The organism is Bacillus aerius (genome assembly GCF_029894105.1).
Classification (GTDB): Bacteria; Bacillota; Bacilli; order Bacillales; family Bacillaceae; genus Bacillus; species Bacillus altitudinis.
In genome coordinates, this window is sequence record NZ_JARYHO010000001.1 from 169,027 (window position 1) to 186,787 (window position 17,761).

The following is a 17,761-nucleotide window of genomic DNA, read 5'->3' on the forward strand; positions in this document are numbered from 1 at the left end:
GTATTCTTGCTGTTATTTTAACTTACTGGAGTTTATAAATCACATCGTACTCTCTACTATCATTATACCCCGAATTTCATCTCATTTATAGACTGTTTTCCGCCCGCATCAGCCCGTATACTGTTATACGCAAGTCAAAAACGATAAGGGATGTGGCTGTATGAATGACAAGAAAGATGTTTTAGATCCTGGGCCGTTTTTTCATGGGACGAAAGCGGAATTGAAGATTGGGGACCTGCTTGAACCGTTGCATTTATCCAATTATCAGGATAAACAATCGAACCACATCTATTTCACCGGAACATTAAATGCAGCCAAGATAGGTCGATGACATTTGCTCCCGCTCCAGCACGGAGGAACGAAAAGAAGATGAAACAAGCTGATGCGCCTCCAACCGGCTGCAAAGCGTATCTAATACCTCTTCCTTGCTTGAAAGGTTCACATCCAACAAGGTCAATCGTTCTTGGAAAAAAGCCATCAGTTCCTGCGAAGGGGCACCGTGTCCGTTTAACAGGTGAATGACCTCACTCACACGCTGGACATCATGATGTTCAAAAAAAGCATTCACTTGAATGATTGGTTTCCCCTTTGGTGCGAGAGGTACGGTTGTAATAATCACATCACATGGCAAAGTCGTGCTAAAAGCGTAATCCTGATAAGAATAAAGCTCAACAATCTCAAGCTCATGTTGAAAGGCCGCCTTCAATTTAATTTCAAGTAGCCGTGCCGTTCCTAGTCCAGATCCGCATACAATAATGGTAATCTTTTTTTGCGAGGTGTCAAGATGACTTCTTTCAAATGAAGCAGCAATATGTAAGGCAACATATGCCGCTTCATCTTCATTTGGCGTCCGCACCAGCTGTAAGGCATTGAGTCCGCTGACGGCCAAATCAAACGGATAAGGGTAAGATGTTTTGATCTCATGCAAAAGCGGATTTTGTAAAGACACGCCGTATTGAATTCGATTTAATAATGGCTTCATATGCAGCATCAAATCTTGACGCAGGATATCGTCATCTACAAAACGATGACCGCTTGTTTTTTCAATGTGCTGGAGAAATCGTGTCACCGCCTGACGTACTTCTTCTGTCGTTTGGTGCTCATCAATTTCTTTCCACGTTTGATTCGCTAAGAGATGCATCACCAAGTAATCTGTTTCATCCTCTGATAAGGTGACATGAAACGTGTCGCTTATTTGATGAGTGATCTTTTGAGCGATTCTTGTTAACACTGGCGGTCTTTGTGTGTGAGTGATACTGGCGGGTATCCGCTGTTTTTTTTGCGTTTGTTGAATGGCAATCGCTAAGTGAATCACTAAATTCTTTAGGGCAATATCTTTAATGAGCAGTGATTCTTGATATAGATTTGTCAGCACAATGGATCGAATGGTTTCAAGTGAAATGTCAGGGAAATGAAGCTGTTCCCGCTCAGTTATATGAGATAGGGCGGGTTCTTCTTCAAGCAGTAAGTCTGCGTAGCACGTCCTTTTTTGCAATTCGTCTCCGTCTACTTTTAAGCCAAATCCAGGCTTTGAGACAAGGGTCATACCGTAACGGGCTAACAGCTCCCGTCCTTTTTTTAAATCACTGCTGACCGTCATACGGCTGATGAACAATTCTTCTGCTAATTGATCAATTTTTAAGTAGTCTGATTGAAGCAATAGTTTTCTCATCATAAATCGTATGCGCTCTTCTGGCATGACGGGAACGAGAGAGCGAGCAGGAAGCTTTTGCTGATGGAGCCAAAGCAGGAAAGCGTCTTGGTCACTTGTTAAGAGCGTATACCCTTTCCCGCGGATGGTCTTGATCATGGCTCCAGCTTGCGTTAACAGCTCATTTGCTTCTTTGATTAAATTGCGGATGGAGCGGTCAGATAAGCGAAAAGAGGCAGTGAGCTCCTCCAGCTTCACGAACCCTTTCGTTTCAAATAGCCGCTGAATGAGCTGGTAGGTTCGAGTATCTGCCGTCATCATCATTGCGCCGCTCCTTGTTCCTTTAAGGCATCAGCTCCAAGGGCGATGGCTCCCATTAAACCAGATAATCCGTCAAAGGAAGGCTTTGTGACGATTTCATTTAATGGCTTTGGTAATTGTAAGTAACCATGAAGGCGCTTGTCTGTTTCTTCAAGGATGAGCGGCAGCAAGGCCGGCTGTTTCATGACACCTCCACCAAAAATAATGCGTTCTGGTGACAGGGTGAGTAATAAATTTGCGGTCATTTGCCCGAGATAATAAGCTTGAAGTGACCAGGCAGGGTGTTCCTCTGGCAGCATTTGTGCCAATGTATGATAACGGCCTTCTATGGCAGGTCCAGATGCTAGTCCCTCTAAACAATCATGATGGATCGGGCAGCAGCCCCCATAGGTGTCATGAGGGTGGCGCTGAACGGTGATATGTCCCATTTCTGGATGAAGCAGTCCGTGAATGAGGCGGTTTTCAATATAGGCACCGCCACCGATTCCCGTCCCAACCGTGATATAGATCAAGGAATTTGGTCTGTCTGTTTCCATTGAAAAACGAGCTTCACCGAGCGCCGCACAGTTCACATCCGTATCAAGCTTCATAGGGAGACCGAGTGCTTGTTTTAAGGTTGAGAGTAATGGAAATTGGCGCCAAGCTGTTTTGGGTGTTTCGAGAATCGTTCCATAGCTGGGGCTGTGTTCTTTTACATCGACAGGTCCGAATGCGCCTATGCCAATCGCATCAACTGGATGCTCTGTAAAGTATTCGATCACATGCCGGCATGTTTCTTCTGGGTTCCCTGTTGCAAAGGAAGTCATATGTTCAATCGTTCCGTCTGTTGTTCCGTAGCCGCAGACAAATTTTGTACCGCCTGCTTCGATGCCTCCAATTCGCATGATCAATGCCCTCCATTAAAGAGAGGCGGAATCCAAATGGATCCCGCCCCTACATGTTCATTTTTTCTTTACAATGTAGGTTTGTACCTGACAAGGTGTGAGCGGTTCAATGTGTAATGATCCATGTTGTGCTTTCAGTATATGTCCTTCAGGTGTTTCGCCTAAATTCGCTGTTTCTCCATGTTGTAGAGATGAACTATTGATTGAAGCGGCTGTTTGACGTGTTAAATATGGATTGAAGAGACGAATGACAATGCCTGTCCCATGCTCTTCTTTTTTCAAAGCGCTTAGAACGGCCCCGTCTGTCTCAATGTCAAGCAGGCTATAAGTAGATTGTAAGTCTTCTTTTTCATCTCGGAAAGAGAAAATTAAACGACCGTTTAAAAAGTCTGCCCGCTCGTAGCACTGAACCGGGGTGGTGTAACGTTTAGCAAGCTGAGCCAAGTGTCCTTCACTTACCGCTTCTTGGCTATAGTGCATGCCAAAGGAGAAAGATAGCGATCCTTGAAGCTGGGCGTCAGGTGTTTCCACGATTTTTTCTCCAGAAGCCCGGCCGGGACGGTAAAGAAGGTTTTCTTTCCCCATTTTTCCGAAACAGCGGAAGAGTGTGTAAGCAATGGTTGTGTAGCCCGCGCCTGTGATTTGGTATTCTCTGACGCAGTCCGTCAAAAGAGAGACACCATATGCTTCATCGCGAAGTGCAACAAATGATTGCATGGGTTCAATGGTAATCGGTTTTTCTTCCCAATGTTCATTGTTCCACCATTCAAGCTCTTGCGTCAGCTCCGTTGGACGTTCGATGGTGCCAAACTGTTGATCGCTGAGTGATACGTTTGATGCAATACCAGTATCAAAGAGTACCCGTAGACGGTGGTCTAGTGCATGGTTGTCAACATTCACATGAAAACGGATGACCGCTTCATCTTTATTTAAAGCCACCTTCGCTGTGATCGGGAGGGAAGTCGTCCCCTTTTGCTCCGAACGTTCCTCTAAATCATACGGGACAGTCAATTGAAGCTTGATGGTGAGCTCTTCCTGTAAACTGCTTTTAGATACGGTAATGTCTGCTGATGAGATATCTTTAGATGATACATAAAGATCCTCGCGCGGCGGGGAATAGTTGTAGGAATCCCCATCATCTCCGTTGTCTTCAAAGATCATTTGCTCAGAGAACGTTCGTCCAGTCTGTTTATCCGTAATTTCTAATGACCCATTGTCATTTGCTGTAATGCGGTAAAACGTATTTTCAATGACACGGCCTTCTGTTTTTTCCAAAATGGATTCACTAGATTCATCGAAAACCATGCTGACTTGTGTATAACCAACGGATGGCAAGTCGACTGCTTCAATGAGTAAAACAGCTTTCCATACTTGCTTTGGCATGTACACTTCTTTGCTTGGGTTAAGTGAAATCTGCTGTGCTAAGACATAATCTGTCACATCGGTTTTGCTTTTGACTGTGTAGTGAAGAGTTCGTCCATCAGCGTCTTTTAGTGTAAATGGACGTTCTGTGATAAAGGTTTCGACTTCAATGACTTCAGAGCGCTTTGAAGGCAGTGTATTAAATAAAGTGAACGTGATTTCTTGCTCAGTTTGAAGCCGGATGGCGATGAGACGCATGTGTAAGTCCACCAGATTCTCGGCAATTTCTTTTGCCTGTTTATAGCGGAAGAAGACATCTTGATTCGTCGTATCACTGTTACAGCCGCCAATGCTGTCATGCGCTGCATTTTCAAACATGAGGTACCAAATATCACGTACCGTGTCATGCGGATAGTCATGTCCGAGTGAATAGCTGATTGTAAGGATCGGCTCCATCACATTGACAAGATAGTTTTCAATTTGGTTGTTTAAGATTTTCAAATCTGCTCTTGTTGAAAAAATGGACTTATGAATTCGCATATGCTTGGCATGAATGAGTTCTCCTTCTAATGTCTCAAAAGAAGTCCGCTCTTTTTTCACTGCTGCAATGTAGTCTTCTAAACTGCTGATTTGATAGTTATGCTCGTCTATTTCATTGGCTTTTTCTAATAAGTCAGGCAGGTTTTTACGAATAGGCGCTTGGTCAAAGCCATTTGGGAAATAGACATTCTTTGTCGTGGCTTTTGCTTGCAGCGCCCCGATTTTTTCAGAAAGAAAGGCTTGCAGGTCTTCATCCTTCTCAGGAATATTTCCTCCGTAGTAGTAGCCAAATGGCAGATTCACTGCAAACACTTCACTGCCATCCGCCCCGCGCCAATTAAATTCTGTGTGATTCGTCATATGATCAGAAACGCCGCGCCAAAAGGCTGTATCGACAATACCAAAGCCTTGGTAAATTTGAGGCATTTGTGCAGATTGACCGAAGGAATCAGGGACATAACCGACCTTCATGACATGTCCAAACTGCTGACAGCGCTCAATCCCATATTGCAGATTCCGTACAATCGATTCCCCAGAAATAACGAGCTGATCCGTTTGTGTATACCACGGACCGATGATGAGGCGTTTTGCTGTGACGAGCTGTTTGATTCGATTTTCATCCTCTGGGCGCCATTTCAAGTAATCATCTAGCAAGGATGCTTGTGCATCGAGCATGAAGTAATGGAACCGTTCATCTGTTTCGAGGGTGTCCAATATGTCCATTACGCTTTTCATTAAGTAGATACGGGAGCGGGAGGTGGTAAAATACCATTCCCGGTCCCAGTGAGTATGTGGAATCACATGTACATTGACAGTCATTGTGTAACGACACCTTTCTTTGTTCAAATTATCCTTCTAGCACAAGGTCAAAATCATCTTCTTCTTTCTGCTTCTGATCATGTTCTGGCTTTTGGGGTTCTTTTTTCTCAGAGAAGTTCACAAGTAGGTTGGCGCCAATTCCAATAACAAGTGCGCCAGTTAGTGCGCCGATTAAATACGCCCACCAGTTTCCTACTGAGAAGAATCCGTATAGTCCGCCAATTGGCGGCATGATGTCATGGACACCTAATAAGGCAGCAACCCCGCTTCCTGCAGCACAAGCGACGACATTCAGCGGAATCAATTTCAAAGGATTGACGAGTGTAAAGGGAATGGCTCCTTCTGTAATCCCGATAATCCCCATCACAAGGCCGCCTCGTCCGGCTTCTCTGAAGGTAGGAGAGAAGTTGCGTTTTCGAATCAATGTCGCAAGCCCGTATCCAAGCGGCGGAATGACAATCGCGATATTGACGAGAATGGCAGGAAGATAGACACCTGATAGGAAGAGTGCGTTACCAGCCATCCAAGCTGATTTATTCACTGGGCCGCCAAGATCAAAGCCAATCATTGCACCTAGAATGAGAGCAAGTGCGAGTGTGCTCGTTCCATCTGCGACCATGCCTTTGATCCATTCAATTAATGCGGTGTTCAAAGCCCCTAATGGCCCGCCTAGCAGAACGGACATGAGAAGTCCGGTTAAGCCAACAGTAATGAGCGGTAAGATGAGCAGAGGGACGAGTCCAGCTGCAGAGCCTTGAATTTGAATTTTTCTTTTCACAAAGAGAGCGACATATCCGGCAAAGAAACCTGCAATGACGGCGCCGATAAAACCAGTATTTGTTGAGCTGGCAAGAGCTCCGCCGATAAAGCCGGCCGCAAGACCAGATTTATCCGCAATCGAATAGGCAATAAAGCCAGCGAGCAGTACGTTCATTAAGCCAATGCCTGTCCAGCCAACCTGTTCCATCAAATAGGCACCATGTAAAATGCCGCCTGCATCTTTATAGGCGTTTAAATCTGACACACCAAAACCTAACCCGACTAGTTTGGCTAAACCAACGATAAGTGAAGCTCCGATGATCACCGGAAGAATATAAGAAATACCGGTCATGAGGTGGCCTTCAATGACTTTTAATTTTGCTTTCATTCTGCTTTGCTCCTTTCTATATGGCATTGCTCTTGTTTATTGGGATTCAGATTTTTTCTTTTCAACCAGCGCAACGGCTTTTGTGATGATTTGCTCGGCATTTTTTAGGGCGCGTCCGATTTCGACACGAACAGTAGGAATACCTGAGAAGCGTTCAGCGTCGTTAATATGCTGATTGGAGGCGATAATGCAAAGGTCTGCCTGCTTGGCTTCCTCTGCTGTAATGCCATTCACCTGTCCCATAATTCCTTGTTGTTCGATTTTAATCTCGTGTCCAAGCTGTTTACCCGCATTCTCTAATGCTTTTGCTGCCATTGGTGTATGAGCTAACCCTGCTGGGCATGAAGTGACACCGACAATTTTCATTGTGTAATCCCCTCTTTCAATTGTTGTTCAATGACTTCGTAATAATAGTCTGCTGTTTGACCGGGTTGAATCTTTTCGATGAAAGCAGGCTCCATTAAACTTGTGGCAATGCCAGACAGTAATTTGAGGTGTGTGACATTGGCCTCTTCAAGTGGAACGAGCAGTGTAAATAAATAGCTTGTTGGCAAATCGTCGAAGCTTCCCCATTCAATGGGTTGTTCAAGTTCTAAAAAGAGAAGTGAAGCCGTTTGAACAGCAGAGCTTTTTGTATGAGGAATCGCAAAACCTTGCTGAAGTCCTGTTGAGACTTCGTCTTCGCGTTTCAACAAATCTGTTAATAACCCTGACTGATCGTTTGTAATGTGAAGGTCTTCAGCTTTCTCGGAAATGTATTGTAAAATCTCATTCTTTGATCGACCGTTTACTTGTGTAAAAACATGATCTTTTTGGAACAAGCTGATCCCTTCTCTCTTGTTTGTTAAGCGCTTACAATTTGATTGTAATGTACTTTTCGACATGGTTAAATAGCATCATTTTCCGTTTGAAATGGCAAAAAGTTTATGAAGCGATCAGACTAGCCATCTGAATATCTCAAATCCTAGCTTAAAACGAGTTTAATTATGTCAAAAATAGATTCTACTAAAAGGGATTCTGTGATATTCTTCCAAGGTATTGTAAAAGATAAGGGGGTCTTTTCATGTTTAAAAAGCAGGTCAAATCCTGTGTAGTTGTACTCATGGCCATCATTCTATGTATGGCTGCATTACCTGGGTACGAAGCATCAGCAGTTAGTAAAGGCACAAGTGTCAATGAAGCCATTGGGTTGAAAGATGGTGAAGTCATCTCAGGTACATTACAGAATGAAAAAGAAGAGTCATGGTACCAAATTACGCCATCTGCAGATGATGTGGCAAAACATACACATATGCAAATTTCTGTCAAAAGCAAACAAGTGTTATCTGTATCGGTCTACCCAAGTAAGGATAGAGCGATAAAGGATGACACTTATTCGAGATATCGTGTGGATACAGCAAGTGGAGAGACAGAAATCAACTTCCCGCATGCATGGTCAGGTCCTTACTATGTCAAAGTGCTGTATTTAGGTTCAGAGGAAGACAGCCGTGATGAGGAAGAGGATGCAGCATATACAATCGGGTATAAAGGTGCGAATCTTCCGCCATCTGAACCGATTTTCCCTGAAGAAGAAGAGCCAACGATCATCATTATTGAGAAAAAGCATGGACGTGAAATTCTTCAATCCATTCGTACGATCGAAGACAAACGATTCAATGAAACAGCCGATGGTCAGAAGCTGACACGTCTGCTACAAAAAACAAAGCCGTTTCTCAAATCTAAACTCATCAACAATCAAAAAAAGCAGCAAACGGTGTACAATCATTTGCTGACATTAAAATCATTGCTGAATGACGTAGAGAAAAATGGTGCATTCAGCGGTCATATCGTCACAGAGAAAGAGCAACAGGCGATCCGTTCCCTTTTTGATATGCTCAAAGAGGCAAGTCCAGCCTATTTAAAAAAGGAATTAGAAGCAGTGGGGCAAAAACTAGGAATCGATCAGCTTGAAGGAAAATCGATCGGTTATGTATTAGAGAAACAAAAGCTTGTTCCAGAAGAAAAGGTCAACACAAACAAAATCATCTTTAAATTAAAGGATGGTCAAACGCTTCAATCCGCAAAAAAGAAGATGAAAGGCTACGGAATTCAAGAAAACCGTGTGACATCTCAGTCAGTAAATCCTTTATTTAAAGGAATGTATGTTTACGATGTACCGGCAGGGAAAGAATCAGCTGGCAAAACGCTTAAAGCAGGCAAAGCTGTGATCAAAAGCACGGCGAGAAAGCTTTCTAGTATACCGAATGTTGAATTTGCAGAGCCTGTACAAACGTATCGTGCGCTCAGCAATGACGCGCAGTATGGTTACCAGTGGCCTTTGAAAAACAGTGCGCAGAACAGTGGGAAAAAAGGCGCTGATGTGAAGTTTGAACAAATGAATACATTGATTGGCACAAGCAAAATGAAGCAAACGTTAATTGCTGTTGTGGATACAGGTGTCGACAGCCGTTTGTCCGATTTAAGCGGAACGGTTCGTACAGACTTAGGTGCCAATCTGATCGGCCGAAATAAAGATGCAATTGATGACAATGGCCACGGCACCCATGTGGCAGGTATCATTGCAGCAAAAGCCGATAATCATTACTCCATGGCGGGGCTGAACCAACATACAGGTATCATCCCAGTCAAAGTACTGGATGCGTATGGAAATGGAGATACAGAGCATATTGCTCTTGGCATTAAACATGCAGTGGACAAAGGTGCAAAGGTCATAAACATGAGCCTTGGCGGCTACTACAGCAAGGTCATTGAATATGCGATGAACTATGCTGCACAAAAAAATGTATTAGTGGTAGTGGCGAGCGGAAACGATGGCATTCCAGAAATGGGTTATCCTGCGACTTCCAAGTACGCCATGGCAGTTGGTGCAAGCAATCGCATGGATATTGCCGCTGAATTCTCAAGCTATGGGAAAGGATTAAGCATGTCCGCACCAGGGTCTGATATCCCAAGCTTAATGCCTGATGGGAATGTTTCATACCTGAGCGGGACATCAATGGCTACACCGTATGTTGCAGCAGCAGCAGGATTACTGCTTTCTAAAAATCCAACCCTGAAACCAAATCAAGTGAGAAATATTTTACAAAATACAGCGGATGATATTTCATTTAAAGCTGTTGATGGAACAGATGACGTTTTCTATGATGAAAATGACGAGCCTGTTGTTGATCCGAAAATTCCGGGTATCGATTGGATGACAGGACATGGCAGACTCAATGCTTTTGCCGCGTTAAGTGCTGTTGAATTAAACGCATCAGTTAACAAAGTAGAAGATCAGCATCAAAAGGTGACAGGAAAGGCGAAGGCCGGCGCTGCTATTTCTGTGTATAGCGGCAAAACCCTGCTTGGAAAAGGCACGGCAAGCAAAAAGGGAACCTTTAGTGTGAAGATCAAGCATCAAAACAAAAATAAAGTGCTTCACATCAAGATATCAAAAGGAAAGGCTGCGACTTCGCTCAAAACGGTCGTGAAAAAGGGCAAAGCGCCAGCTAAGCCAAAGGTGAATCGAGTAACAGTGAAAAGTAAAACGGTCAAAGGAACTGCGGGTGCAGGCTTGACGATCAAGGTGAAGAACAAATCAAAGAAAGTCATTCAAACGGTCAAAACCAATAGCAAAGGCGCATTTACGGCTAAAATCAAGCCGCAAAAAGCCAAAACTGTCTTGTATGTGACGGCTTCAGATGTGAGAAAAAGAGAAAGTAAAGCAGTGAAAGTTGTTGTGAAAAAATAGTCTTGTAGCTTCCCTTTTGAATAAAAAGGGGAGTTTTTTGTTTTTTACTGGAAAAATGACAATAACTGTCGATAGTAATATAGTAGGAAAAAAAAGGAGGATTTATCGATGAAAAAAATCATGTTTGCTTTCTTTCTATCATTGCTTCTCGTTTTCCCAAGCTTTGCACATGCAGAGGAAACAGGAGCAGTACCAGCATCCGTACAAGTAACAGGCGTCACAGCAGCAGACGGTGGTATGGTCAATTACGGTTCTGGCAGTAAATATCGTGTAGGTTCATATTATCCAGCTACTTTTAAAGGAACATTAAAGGACACAAGTGGTCAACTCATGGCGAATCAGCCAATTCAGCTTTATTTTGAAGCAGCAATCAAATCATATGCTCAAACAGCGACAGGTACAACAGACGAGAATGGACAATTTTCACTAACGATTCAAGTTCCTGCAGGTGCAGGCTACCGTACATACAATAATGCAGGCTGGTCTACACATTACTACGATATCGTTCCAGTGACTTTCACTTCAAACGACATCACGCTATCTTCAAATGTGACAAGTGTGTACCATTTGGCATATACATCACGTTACTAATCTGCTAGAAGATGCGACTTGGCGCAAGCCCTGTCGTTTTCATAGAAAAAAAGGATGTCAGCTAGTGACATCCTCAGATTGTAGAGAAACTCATGTTTTTCTACAATCTTTTTTATTTTCATCGTAATGATGATGGATGAGATTGAATGAAAAAGGCCTCCCACACACCTAACCTAGCTTCGCTAGATGTGTGGCAATCTTCTTCATGTTCTGACAGGCAGCTGTGAGAAGAACTTGCTCACTCACATTTTGTTTTCCCCTCAACCGGCAGTAGCGAAGCCCGTGCAGTTGTTTTGAATCTGCAAAGCTTCGCTCTATTTTTTCTTTTCTTTTTTTATATAGCTCTTTTCCAGAGACAGATAGACGATTTTGTCTGATCTTTTCTTTATGTTCTTCCCATATGTGTCTTGAGATGACTTTTTGATGATTTTTCGACCTTGTGCATCTTTCAAGGAAAGAACACGATGCACATTTTTTAGGATCTGATTTGTAGAATCGATAACCCTTTCGATCAGTTGTTGTATATAATAGCTTCTCACCATTTGGGCATATGTAATGATCATGTTCAGAGTCATACTTGAATTTCCACTTCTCAAATAAACCTCTTGTTGGATGAAAGCGTCTATGTGCGATGACACCAAAAATACGGCGATCTGATAAACCTTTACAGATTGGGGTCGTCAAATAACCAGAATCAAGGGCAACAGCTTCTACTTGAAAACCAAATCGTGCGATTTGGTGATCCAACCGATCAAGATACGGAACAGAATCATGGACATTACCGGGCGTGATGTGGGCATCCGTGATGATATTGTACTTCATATCCGTTGTACGGTGGTCTAGGTAGAAAAAGCCTTCCGGTTTGTTTTCACGATAAAGATAGCCACTTTCAGGATCAGTCGTACTTTGACGAATGTCTTTTTCCGTTTTCACCTCCTCTTTTACCTTTAAGGGCTTTTTTCCGTGTGCCACCCGATCTTCTTGGATCGCTTCTTCTAAATCATTTATATAGTTCTGGGTATCTTGTTCAATCGTTTTTCTCATATATTTATGTTTATTGGCATTGGCTTTAAGATGAGTTGAATCAGTAAAAAGAACGCGGCCTCCTACCATATCATGATTGATAGCTTGAAGCACAATCTCGTCGAAAATGTCTTGAAAAATCGTTGTATCTTTGAATCGAGTACGACGATTCCAGCTAATGGTCGAGTGATGAGGAACGGGGTCATTGATGTTCAAACCTAAAAACCATCTATACGCCATGTTATAGTAAATTTCTTTTTCAAGTTGTCTTTCAGAACGGATACCGTACAGGTATCCGATAAACATCATTTTGAACAAAATAAGTGGATCAAGAGAAGGACGACCTTTATTCTCGCTATAATACGGTCTTACTTTATCTACGATAAATGAAAAATCAATGTACTGATCAATTTTACGAAGCAGGTGATCCTCTTCGACCAGTTGATCTAGCAATACAAATTCAGCTTCGTGCTGAGAAGAATTTCTAGTGTGGAACATGAGAAAAACACCTTCCTTTAGTGGGCTTTTCTCTATTATAAAATGAGGAGATGTAAATTTTAAGGAAAAAAATAAAGCTGTCGAGATTTTCTCGACAGCCTGAACCTGGTGCTATACACCAGGTTTTTCTCGCTTTTTCTGAATCCATGTTGTCACGTAATAGGCAGCATAGCAGAGTGCGATAAAAGGGATACCGCAGATAAGAGCAATACGCTGATTTGGATCGAAGGCGATGCCGATCACAGATGCAAGGCATAGGAGGAAGGCAGCAATCGGAACCACCGGATAGAGCGGGGTTCGGAAAGATAAATCATGAAGCTGTCCGCCATCCTGTAAGAATTTTTTGCGAAACATGAACTGTGAAGCTGCAATTCCCATCCATACAACAACAACGGCGAGTCCAGAGATTGACACAAGAACCAGATACACCGTTTCAGGTGCGATGACACTCGATAGCAAAGAGAGAATGCCTCCAATCATACTCAAAATGAGTGCATTCAAAGGAATTCCCTTTGACGTCAATTTTGCCAGCTTTTTAGGTAATGTTCGTTCTTCAGAAAGGGACCATAGCATGCGAGATGAGGCGTATAGCCCTGAGTTTGCAGCAGATAAAATCGCTGTCAGAATGACAAAATTCATGAAATCTGCCGCATAAGGAATACCGATGCGGTCAAATACCACAACGAAAGGACTTTTGATCACCCCGGCTTCTTCTACTGGAATTAAGCCGGCTAAGACCACGATCGTTCCGACGAAAAACAGGACAAGGCGCAGCACAGTCGTGCGAATCGCCCGGGGAATGGTCTCATCTGGATTGACGCTTTCGCCCGCAGCAATCCCAATCAGCTCAGTACCCGAAAAAGCAAAATTAACAGCCAGCATGGTCATTAATATCGGTAAAAAGCCGTTTGGGAAGAGACCCCCATCTCCAGTGAAGTTAGAGAAGAACGGAGCGGCCTCACCGCCTTTTAGTGGAATCAATCCAAACATCGCCGCTCCGCCAAGGATAATAAAGAGAATAATAGCCATGACTTTAATGCTAGAAAACCAAAATTCCGATTCTGCAAAAAACTTAACTGTAAAAGCATTGAGTAAAAAGATGAGAAGCGCAAAAACACCGCTCCACATCCAAACCGATGTGTCCGGGAACCAGCGCTGCATTAAAAGACCTGCCGCTGTAAATTCTGAACCAAGTGCCACGGTCCATGTCAACCAATAAAGCCAAGCCACTGTATAGCCAGTGCCGGGCCCAATGTATTTTGTTGCATATGTGTGAAAAGCGCCTGTAACCGGCATTGCGACAGACAGTTCACCTAAACAGAGCATCACGAGGTACACAATTAATGCCCCAACCAGATAAGCCAAAATCGTTCCCGCAGGTCCGGCCTGATTGATCGTATATCCTGAGCTTAAAAAGAGTCCTGTGCCAATCACGCCACCTAAAGAAAGCATGAACAGGTGACGGCTTGTCATTTTTCGTTGATATTGTTGTGACTGATCTTTTGCTTGTTCCATGTCTTCCCGCCCTTTTGCTTAGAAGTATGTGTGTTGAGTCATGATGCTACGATGTTGCCTGTTTTAAGATATCGGTAATATCCTCTGGTGTCGTCCGGCAGCAGCCGCCGATGATTTGTGCGCCGTCTTTATACCATTGCTGCGCACATTCACCAAATGTATGGTGAGACGTATCGCCGCTCCAAACCTTTTCTTCAGGATCATATAATTCCCCTGAGTTCGGATACACGACAATCGGTTTGCTTGTCCCTTTTTTCATCTCCTGAATGAGAGAAGACATATATTGCGGCGGTGTACAGTTTACGCCAACAGCAGCGATCTGCTCATATGGCTCGAGTGCTTGTACACAGTCTCTCAGCAGATCCCCTTCACTAATATGCTTGCCATCCTTTGCGCTAAACGTGATCCACGCATACACACCGCTGAATTCATCCTCCAGCAGTTTAGCGATGGCTATTGCTTCAATGAGACAAGGGATGGTTTCACAAGCGAGAATATCTGCACCAGCCTCTACCAATGCTTGAATTCTTGGTCTGTGAAAATCAATGAGCGCCTGCTCTGTGAGTCCGTAATTTCCCTTATATTCTGAACCGTCAGACAAATAAGCGCCGAAAGGCCCCACAGATCCAGCAACAAATGGTTTTGTTCGCTCCCTACGATGTGTCTCATCCTGCCAAAACTGCTCGCATGCTTCTTTTGCTAACGTGACAGATCGTTTCATTAATTCGATGGCATCTTCTTTTTTGTAGCCTTTTTCAGCAAAGCCATCAATTGTCGTTTGGTAGCTGGCTGTTGTTGCACAGTCAGCACCTGCTTGGAAGTAGTCCAAGTGTACTTGCTGAATCAATTCTGGCTGTTCAATGAGGATTTTGGCTGACCATAAACTGTCGTTTAAATCACAGCCCTTTCGTTCAAGCTCCGTTGCAAGTGCACCATCTAAAATCAAAGGTGTGTGAGCCTGTAAACGGCTTTGAATAGGATTCATATAAATCAAACAGCCTCCTTTGTCGATCGGAAATAATGGATATGATATGAGGCAGTAGTTTAAATGACTAAAGTGTTTTTGTCAAGGAGAGGAATAAGCATCACATGACGGAAAAACCCTGAAAACATGCGGGTTTGAGTGCATAAACATACAGTTGAAATAATAGAAAACCAAGTCATTGACAGCCTCTAAAAAGAGATATATATTATGGAAAGGTTCATTTCAGAAAGCTTCATCAAAAGGCGCCGTCTTTTGATTTTTATTTTGTCCAACGACTGTCTTCTTTCGTGCAGAAAGAGGGTTTTTTTATATGCTTAGAAAAGGAGGAAAGAAGAAATTGAAAAAATGTGTAAAAGATATTGCAATGATTCTAGTTGGTTCTTTTTTATTTGCTACAGCTGTGAACATGTTTGTCATTCCACTTGAGTTTGGTGAAGGCGGCGTAACGGGGCTGTCCATCATTTTCTACTATATGTTTGAGATTGCGCCGTGGCTGACAAACCTTGTGTTGAATGCGATTTTATTACTTGTGGGGTATAAATACTTGGACAAGAAGACCACGATCTACACAGTGGTAGCTGTCGCAAGTAACTCTCTATTTTTACATTTGACCACTACATGGGTGGTGAATGTCCATGAATTGATCATTGGTTCTATTTTCGCAGGGATCATCATTGGTATTGGCATTGGTCTTGTTTTAAGAGCGGGCGGTACAACAGCGGGATCTGCCATTCTTGGGCGAATTGCGAATAAGTATCTAGACTGGAACGTGAGCTACGCCATCTTGTTCTTTGATCTGATCGTTGTTTTTGCTTCTTACTTTATTATTGGTGCGGAAAAATTAATGTTTACGATTGTGATGCTGTATGTGGCGACTAAGGTGATGGACTTCGTCATAGAAGGGCTTAACACGAAAAAAGCGGTCACGATTATTTCTTCATGCAAAGATGATATTGCCGAAGAAATCAATCATACCTTGGATCGAGGCGTGACCATTTTAAACGGTCGCGGTCATTATTCGAAGGAATCGAAGGAAATTCTCTATGCAGTCATTCAAAAACAGGAGCTGATGCGTTTAAAGAAAATCATTAAGAAAATTGATCGAGACGCATTCGTTGTTGTCCATGATGTGCGTGATGTGTTTGGAGAAGGATTTGTGAATATATAAAAAGTAAAAAAAGACACCTCCACTATAAAGTGGGGGTGTCTCAGCGTGTAGACAAAGTCTACACGCTTTTTTGTATAATAAGGGCAATAACACATTTCTGTGGGGGATGAACATGTTATCGAAACGTGAAGAAGAAAGAAGAAATCAATTAGAAGTCGTGGCCTTAGATGAATTAGTGCCTGAAGATCATCTTGTACGAAAAATTGATCAAGCGATCGATTTTGATTTTGTTTATGATCTTGTCAAAGATCATTATAGTTCTGATAACGGTAGACCAAGTGTGGATCCCGTTGTTCTTATTAAAATGGTTTTGATCCAATATCTATTTGGCATTCGTTCTATGCGTCAAACCATTAAAGAAATTGAAACCAATGTTGCTTATCGTTGGTTTATTGGGTATGGGTTTTCAGAGAAAATTCCGCACTTTTCTACCTTCGGTAAGAACTACGTGAGACGCTTTCATGATACAGATTTATTCGAACAAATTTTTTATCGAATCTTAAGAGAAGCGATGAAAAAAGGTCTCGTTGATCCATCTATCGCTTTCATTGACTCAACTCATGTAAAAGCGAACGCCAATAAGAAAAAACTTGAAAAGAAAATTGTTCGAGTAGAAACGAGAAGTTATCAAAATCAGCTTCATGAGGAGATCAATGTTGATCGTGAGGAACATGGAAAAAAGCCGTTACCCCTACAGAATAAAGAAGAGAATAAAGAAGAGAAAAAAGAAATCAAGGTCAGTACAACTGACCCAGAGAGTGGCTACTATGTAAAGGATGAACGTGAAAAGTTATTTGCTTATTCATTTCATACGGCTTGTGATTCAAAAGGATTTATTTTAGGAACACTGGTCACTGGTGGAAATGTTCATGATAGTCGTATGTTAGATTCACTCGTATCAAAGGTGACAAAGAAAGTCGGAAAACCCAATGTAGTCGCAGTGGATGCTGGATATAAAACACCTTATATCGCCAAGTTTTTAATGGATCAAGAGATAAGACCTGTCATGCCTTACACTCGCCCGAAAACAAAAGCTGGTTACTTGAAAAAGAATGAATACGTATATGACGCACATTTTGATTGTTACATTTGCTCAAACGGGCAAATTCTTTCTTATCGTACAACGACTAGAGAGGGATATAAGCAATATGCGTCCGATTCAGAGGTATGTAAATCCTGCTCGTTTCTAGATAACTGTACACAAAGTCAAAATCACACCAAACAGATTCACCGACATATTTGGCAGGACTACCTAGACGAAGCAGACCATCTGAGACTCACTGAAATGAATAAGAACATCTATGCAAAACGGAAAGAAACGATTGAACGCGTTTTTGCGGATGCAAAAGAAAAGCATGGAATGCGATGGACGAAACTTCGAGGATTGAAAAAAGTTTCGATGCAGGCGATGCTTACTTTCGTTGCCATGAATCTTAAGAAATTAGCAAACTGGACATGGAAAGAGCCATGTCCAGCGTAAAGCGACTGATCAATTTTATCAAAATAAGTGAAAACCCCACTTTTACT

The 17,761-nt window shown here is 42.7% G+C and carries 13 protein-coding genes and 1 pseudogene; 5 read left to right on the forward strand and 9 right to left on the reverse strand.

Annotated elements, in window-relative coordinates:
* Nucleotides 1–160: 160 nt before the first annotated feature.
* Nucleotides 161–325: pseudogene (locus M2353_RS01000) on the forward strand (NAD(+)--rifampin ADP-ribosyltransferase); the annotation flags it as partial.
* Here M2353_RS01000 and M2353_RS01005 read toward each other — a convergent pair.
* Genes M2353_RS01005 through M2353_RS01030 form a run of 6 tightly spaced genes read right to left on the reverse strand, consistent with a single transcriptional unit; the run spans nucleotide 305 to nucleotide 7,545 of the window.
* Entirely contained in the window at nucleotides 305–1,975 is a 1,671-nt protein-coding gene (locus tag M2353_RS01005; RefSeq protein WP_342394130.1) for a BglG family transcription antiterminator, read from the reverse strand. The pseudogene M2353_RS01000 and the gene M2353_RS01005 sit on opposite strands and share 21 nt — an antisense overlap.
* Nucleotides 1,972–2,856, reverse strand: coding sequence for an ROK family protein (locus M2353_RS01010; protein WP_284724758.1), 885 nt, complete (start codon nucleotides 2,854–2,856; stop codon nucleotides 1,972–1,974). Before M2353_RS01010 ends, M2353_RS01005 begins: the two co-directional genes overlap by 4 nt.
* A 57-nt stretch (nucleotides 2,857–2,913) precedes the next feature.
* Nucleotides 2,914–5,577 (reverse strand): mannosylglycerate hydrolase, encoded by a 2,664-nt coding sequence (gene mngB, locus M2353_RS01015; RefSeq protein ID WP_284724759.1) that lies wholly within the window; start codon nucleotides 5,575–5,577, stop codon nucleotides 2,914–2,916.
* 28 nt (nucleotides 5,578–5,605) lie between these two features.
* A complete protein-coding gene (locus M2353_RS01020) occupies nucleotides 5,606–6,724 on the reverse strand; it encodes a PTS fructose transporter subunit IIC (RefSeq protein ID WP_284724760.1) in 1,119 nt (372 codons plus the stop codon).
* Between the two features lie 36 nt (nucleotides 6,725–6,760).
* Entirely contained in the window at nucleotides 6,761–7,090 is a 330-nt protein-coding gene (locus M2353_RS01025; RefSeq protein ID WP_007498438.1) for a PTS fructose transporter subunit IIB, read from the reverse strand.
* Complete coding sequence (locus M2353_RS01030; protein WP_024719036.1) at nucleotides 7,087–7,545, reverse strand: PTS sugar transporter subunit IIA; 459 nt, start codon at nucleotides 7,543–7,545, stop codon at nucleotides 7,087–7,089. The genes M2353_RS01025 and M2353_RS01030 overlap by 4 nt, the downstream gene beginning before the upstream one ends.
* Nucleotides 7,546–7,787: 242 nt before the next feature.
* Between M2353_RS01030 and M2353_RS01035 the strand changes: the two genes are divergently transcribed.
* Both M2353_RS01035 and M2353_RS01040 read left to right on the forward strand, forming a co-directional pair.
* The gene (locus M2353_RS01035; protein WP_284724761.1) at nucleotides 7,788–10,454 is read left to right on the forward strand and encodes a S8 family peptidase; all 2,667 of its coding nucleotides are present in this window, start codon (nucleotides 7,788–7,790) and stop codon (nucleotides 10,452–10,454) included.
* 108 nt (nucleotides 10,455–10,562) lie between these two features.
* Nucleotides 10,563–11,045 carry a DUF2059 domain-containing protein gene (locus M2353_RS01040; RefSeq protein ID WP_007498435.1) on the forward strand — a complete coding sequence of 161 codons (483 nt, stop codon included), beginning with the start codon at nucleotides 10,563–10,565 and terminating at the stop codon, nucleotides 11,043–11,045.
* Nucleotides 11,046–11,213: 168 nt separating this feature from the next.
* On the opposite strand, the gene M2353_RS01045 is transcribed toward M2353_RS01040, so the two are convergent.
* From M2353_RS01045 to mmuM, 3 genes are all read right to left on the reverse strand, one after another.
* Nucleotides 11,214–12,566, reverse strand: coding sequence for an IS1182 family transposase (locus M2353_RS01045; protein ID WP_096880954.1), 1,353 nt, complete (start codon nucleotides 12,564–12,566; stop codon nucleotides 11,214–11,216).
* 111 nt (nucleotides 12,567–12,677) lie between these two features.
* Nucleotides 12,678–14,081 (reverse strand): S-methylmethionine permease, encoded by a 1,404-nt coding sequence (gene mmuP / locus M2353_RS01050; protein ID WP_024719033.1) that lies wholly within the window; start codon nucleotides 14,079–14,081, stop codon nucleotides 12,678–12,680.
* A 46-nt stretch (nucleotides 14,082–14,127) separates the two neighbouring features.
* Nucleotides 14,128–15,066, reverse strand: coding sequence for a homocysteine S-methyltransferase (mmuM, locus tag M2353_RS01055; protein ID WP_284724762.1), 939 nt, complete (start codon nucleotides 15,064–15,066; stop codon nucleotides 14,128–14,130).
* 337 nt (nucleotides 15,067–15,403) lie between these two features.
* Between mmuM and M2353_RS01060 the strand changes: the two genes are divergently transcribed.
* Both M2353_RS01060 and M2353_RS01065 read left to right on the forward strand, forming a co-directional pair.
* A complete protein-coding gene (locus M2353_RS01060) occupies nucleotides 15,404–16,234 on the forward strand; it encodes a YitT family protein (protein WP_284724763.1) in 831 nt (276 codons plus the stop codon).
* Between the two features lie 112 nt (nucleotides 16,235–16,346).
* Nucleotides 16,347–17,714, forward strand: coding sequence for an IS1182 family transposase (locus M2353_RS01065; RefSeq protein WP_284724764.1), 1,368 nt, complete (start codon nucleotides 16,347–16,349; stop codon nucleotides 17,712–17,714).
* Nucleotides 17,715–17,761 lie beyond the last annotated feature (47 nt).

Excerpts from the sequence above, each read along its gene's own strand:
- M2353_RS01005 (WP_342394130.1), bottom strand. The coding sequence starts at position 1,975 with ATGATGATGACGGCAGATACTCGAACCTACCAGCTCATTCAGCGGCTA.
- M2353_RS01010 (WP_284724758.1), bottom strand. The coding sequence starts at position 2,856 with ATGCGAATTGGAGGCATCGAAGCAGGCGGTACAAAATTTGTCTGCGGC.
- mngB (WP_284724759.1), bottom strand. The coding sequence starts at position 5,577 with ATGACTGTCAATGTACATGTGATTCCACATACTCACTGGGACCGGGAA.
- M2353_RS01020 (WP_284724760.1), bottom strand. The coding sequence starts at position 6,724 with ATGAAAGCAAAATTAAAAGTCATTGAAGGCCACCTCATGACCGGTATT.
- M2353_RS01025 (WP_007498438.1), bottom strand. The coding sequence starts at position 7,090 with ATGAAAATTGTCGGTGTCACTTCATGCCCAGCAGGGTTAGCTCATACA.
- M2353_RS01035 (WP_284724761.1), top strand. The coding sequence starts at position 7,788 with ATGTTTAAAAAGCAGGTCAAATCCTGTGTAGTTGTACTCATGGCCATC.
- M2353_RS01040 (WP_007498435.1), top strand. The coding sequence starts at position 10,563 with ATGAAAAAAATCATGTTTGCTTTCTTTCTATCATTGCTTCTCGTTTTC.
- M2353_RS01045 (WP_096880954.1), bottom strand. The coding sequence starts at position 12,566 with ATGTTCCACACTAGAAATTCTTCTCAGCACGAAGCTGAATTTGTATTG.
- mmuP (WP_024719033.1), bottom strand. The coding sequence starts at position 14,081 with ATGGAACAAGCAAAAGATCAGTCACAACAATATCAACGAAAAATGACA.
- mmuM (WP_284724762.1), bottom strand. The coding sequence starts at position 15,066 with ATGAATCCTATTCAAAGCCGTTTACAGGCTCACACACCTTTGATTTTA.
- M2353_RS01065 (WP_284724764.1), top strand. The coding sequence starts at position 16,347 with ATGTTATCGAAACGTGAAGAAGAAAGAAGAAATCAATTAGAAGTCGTG.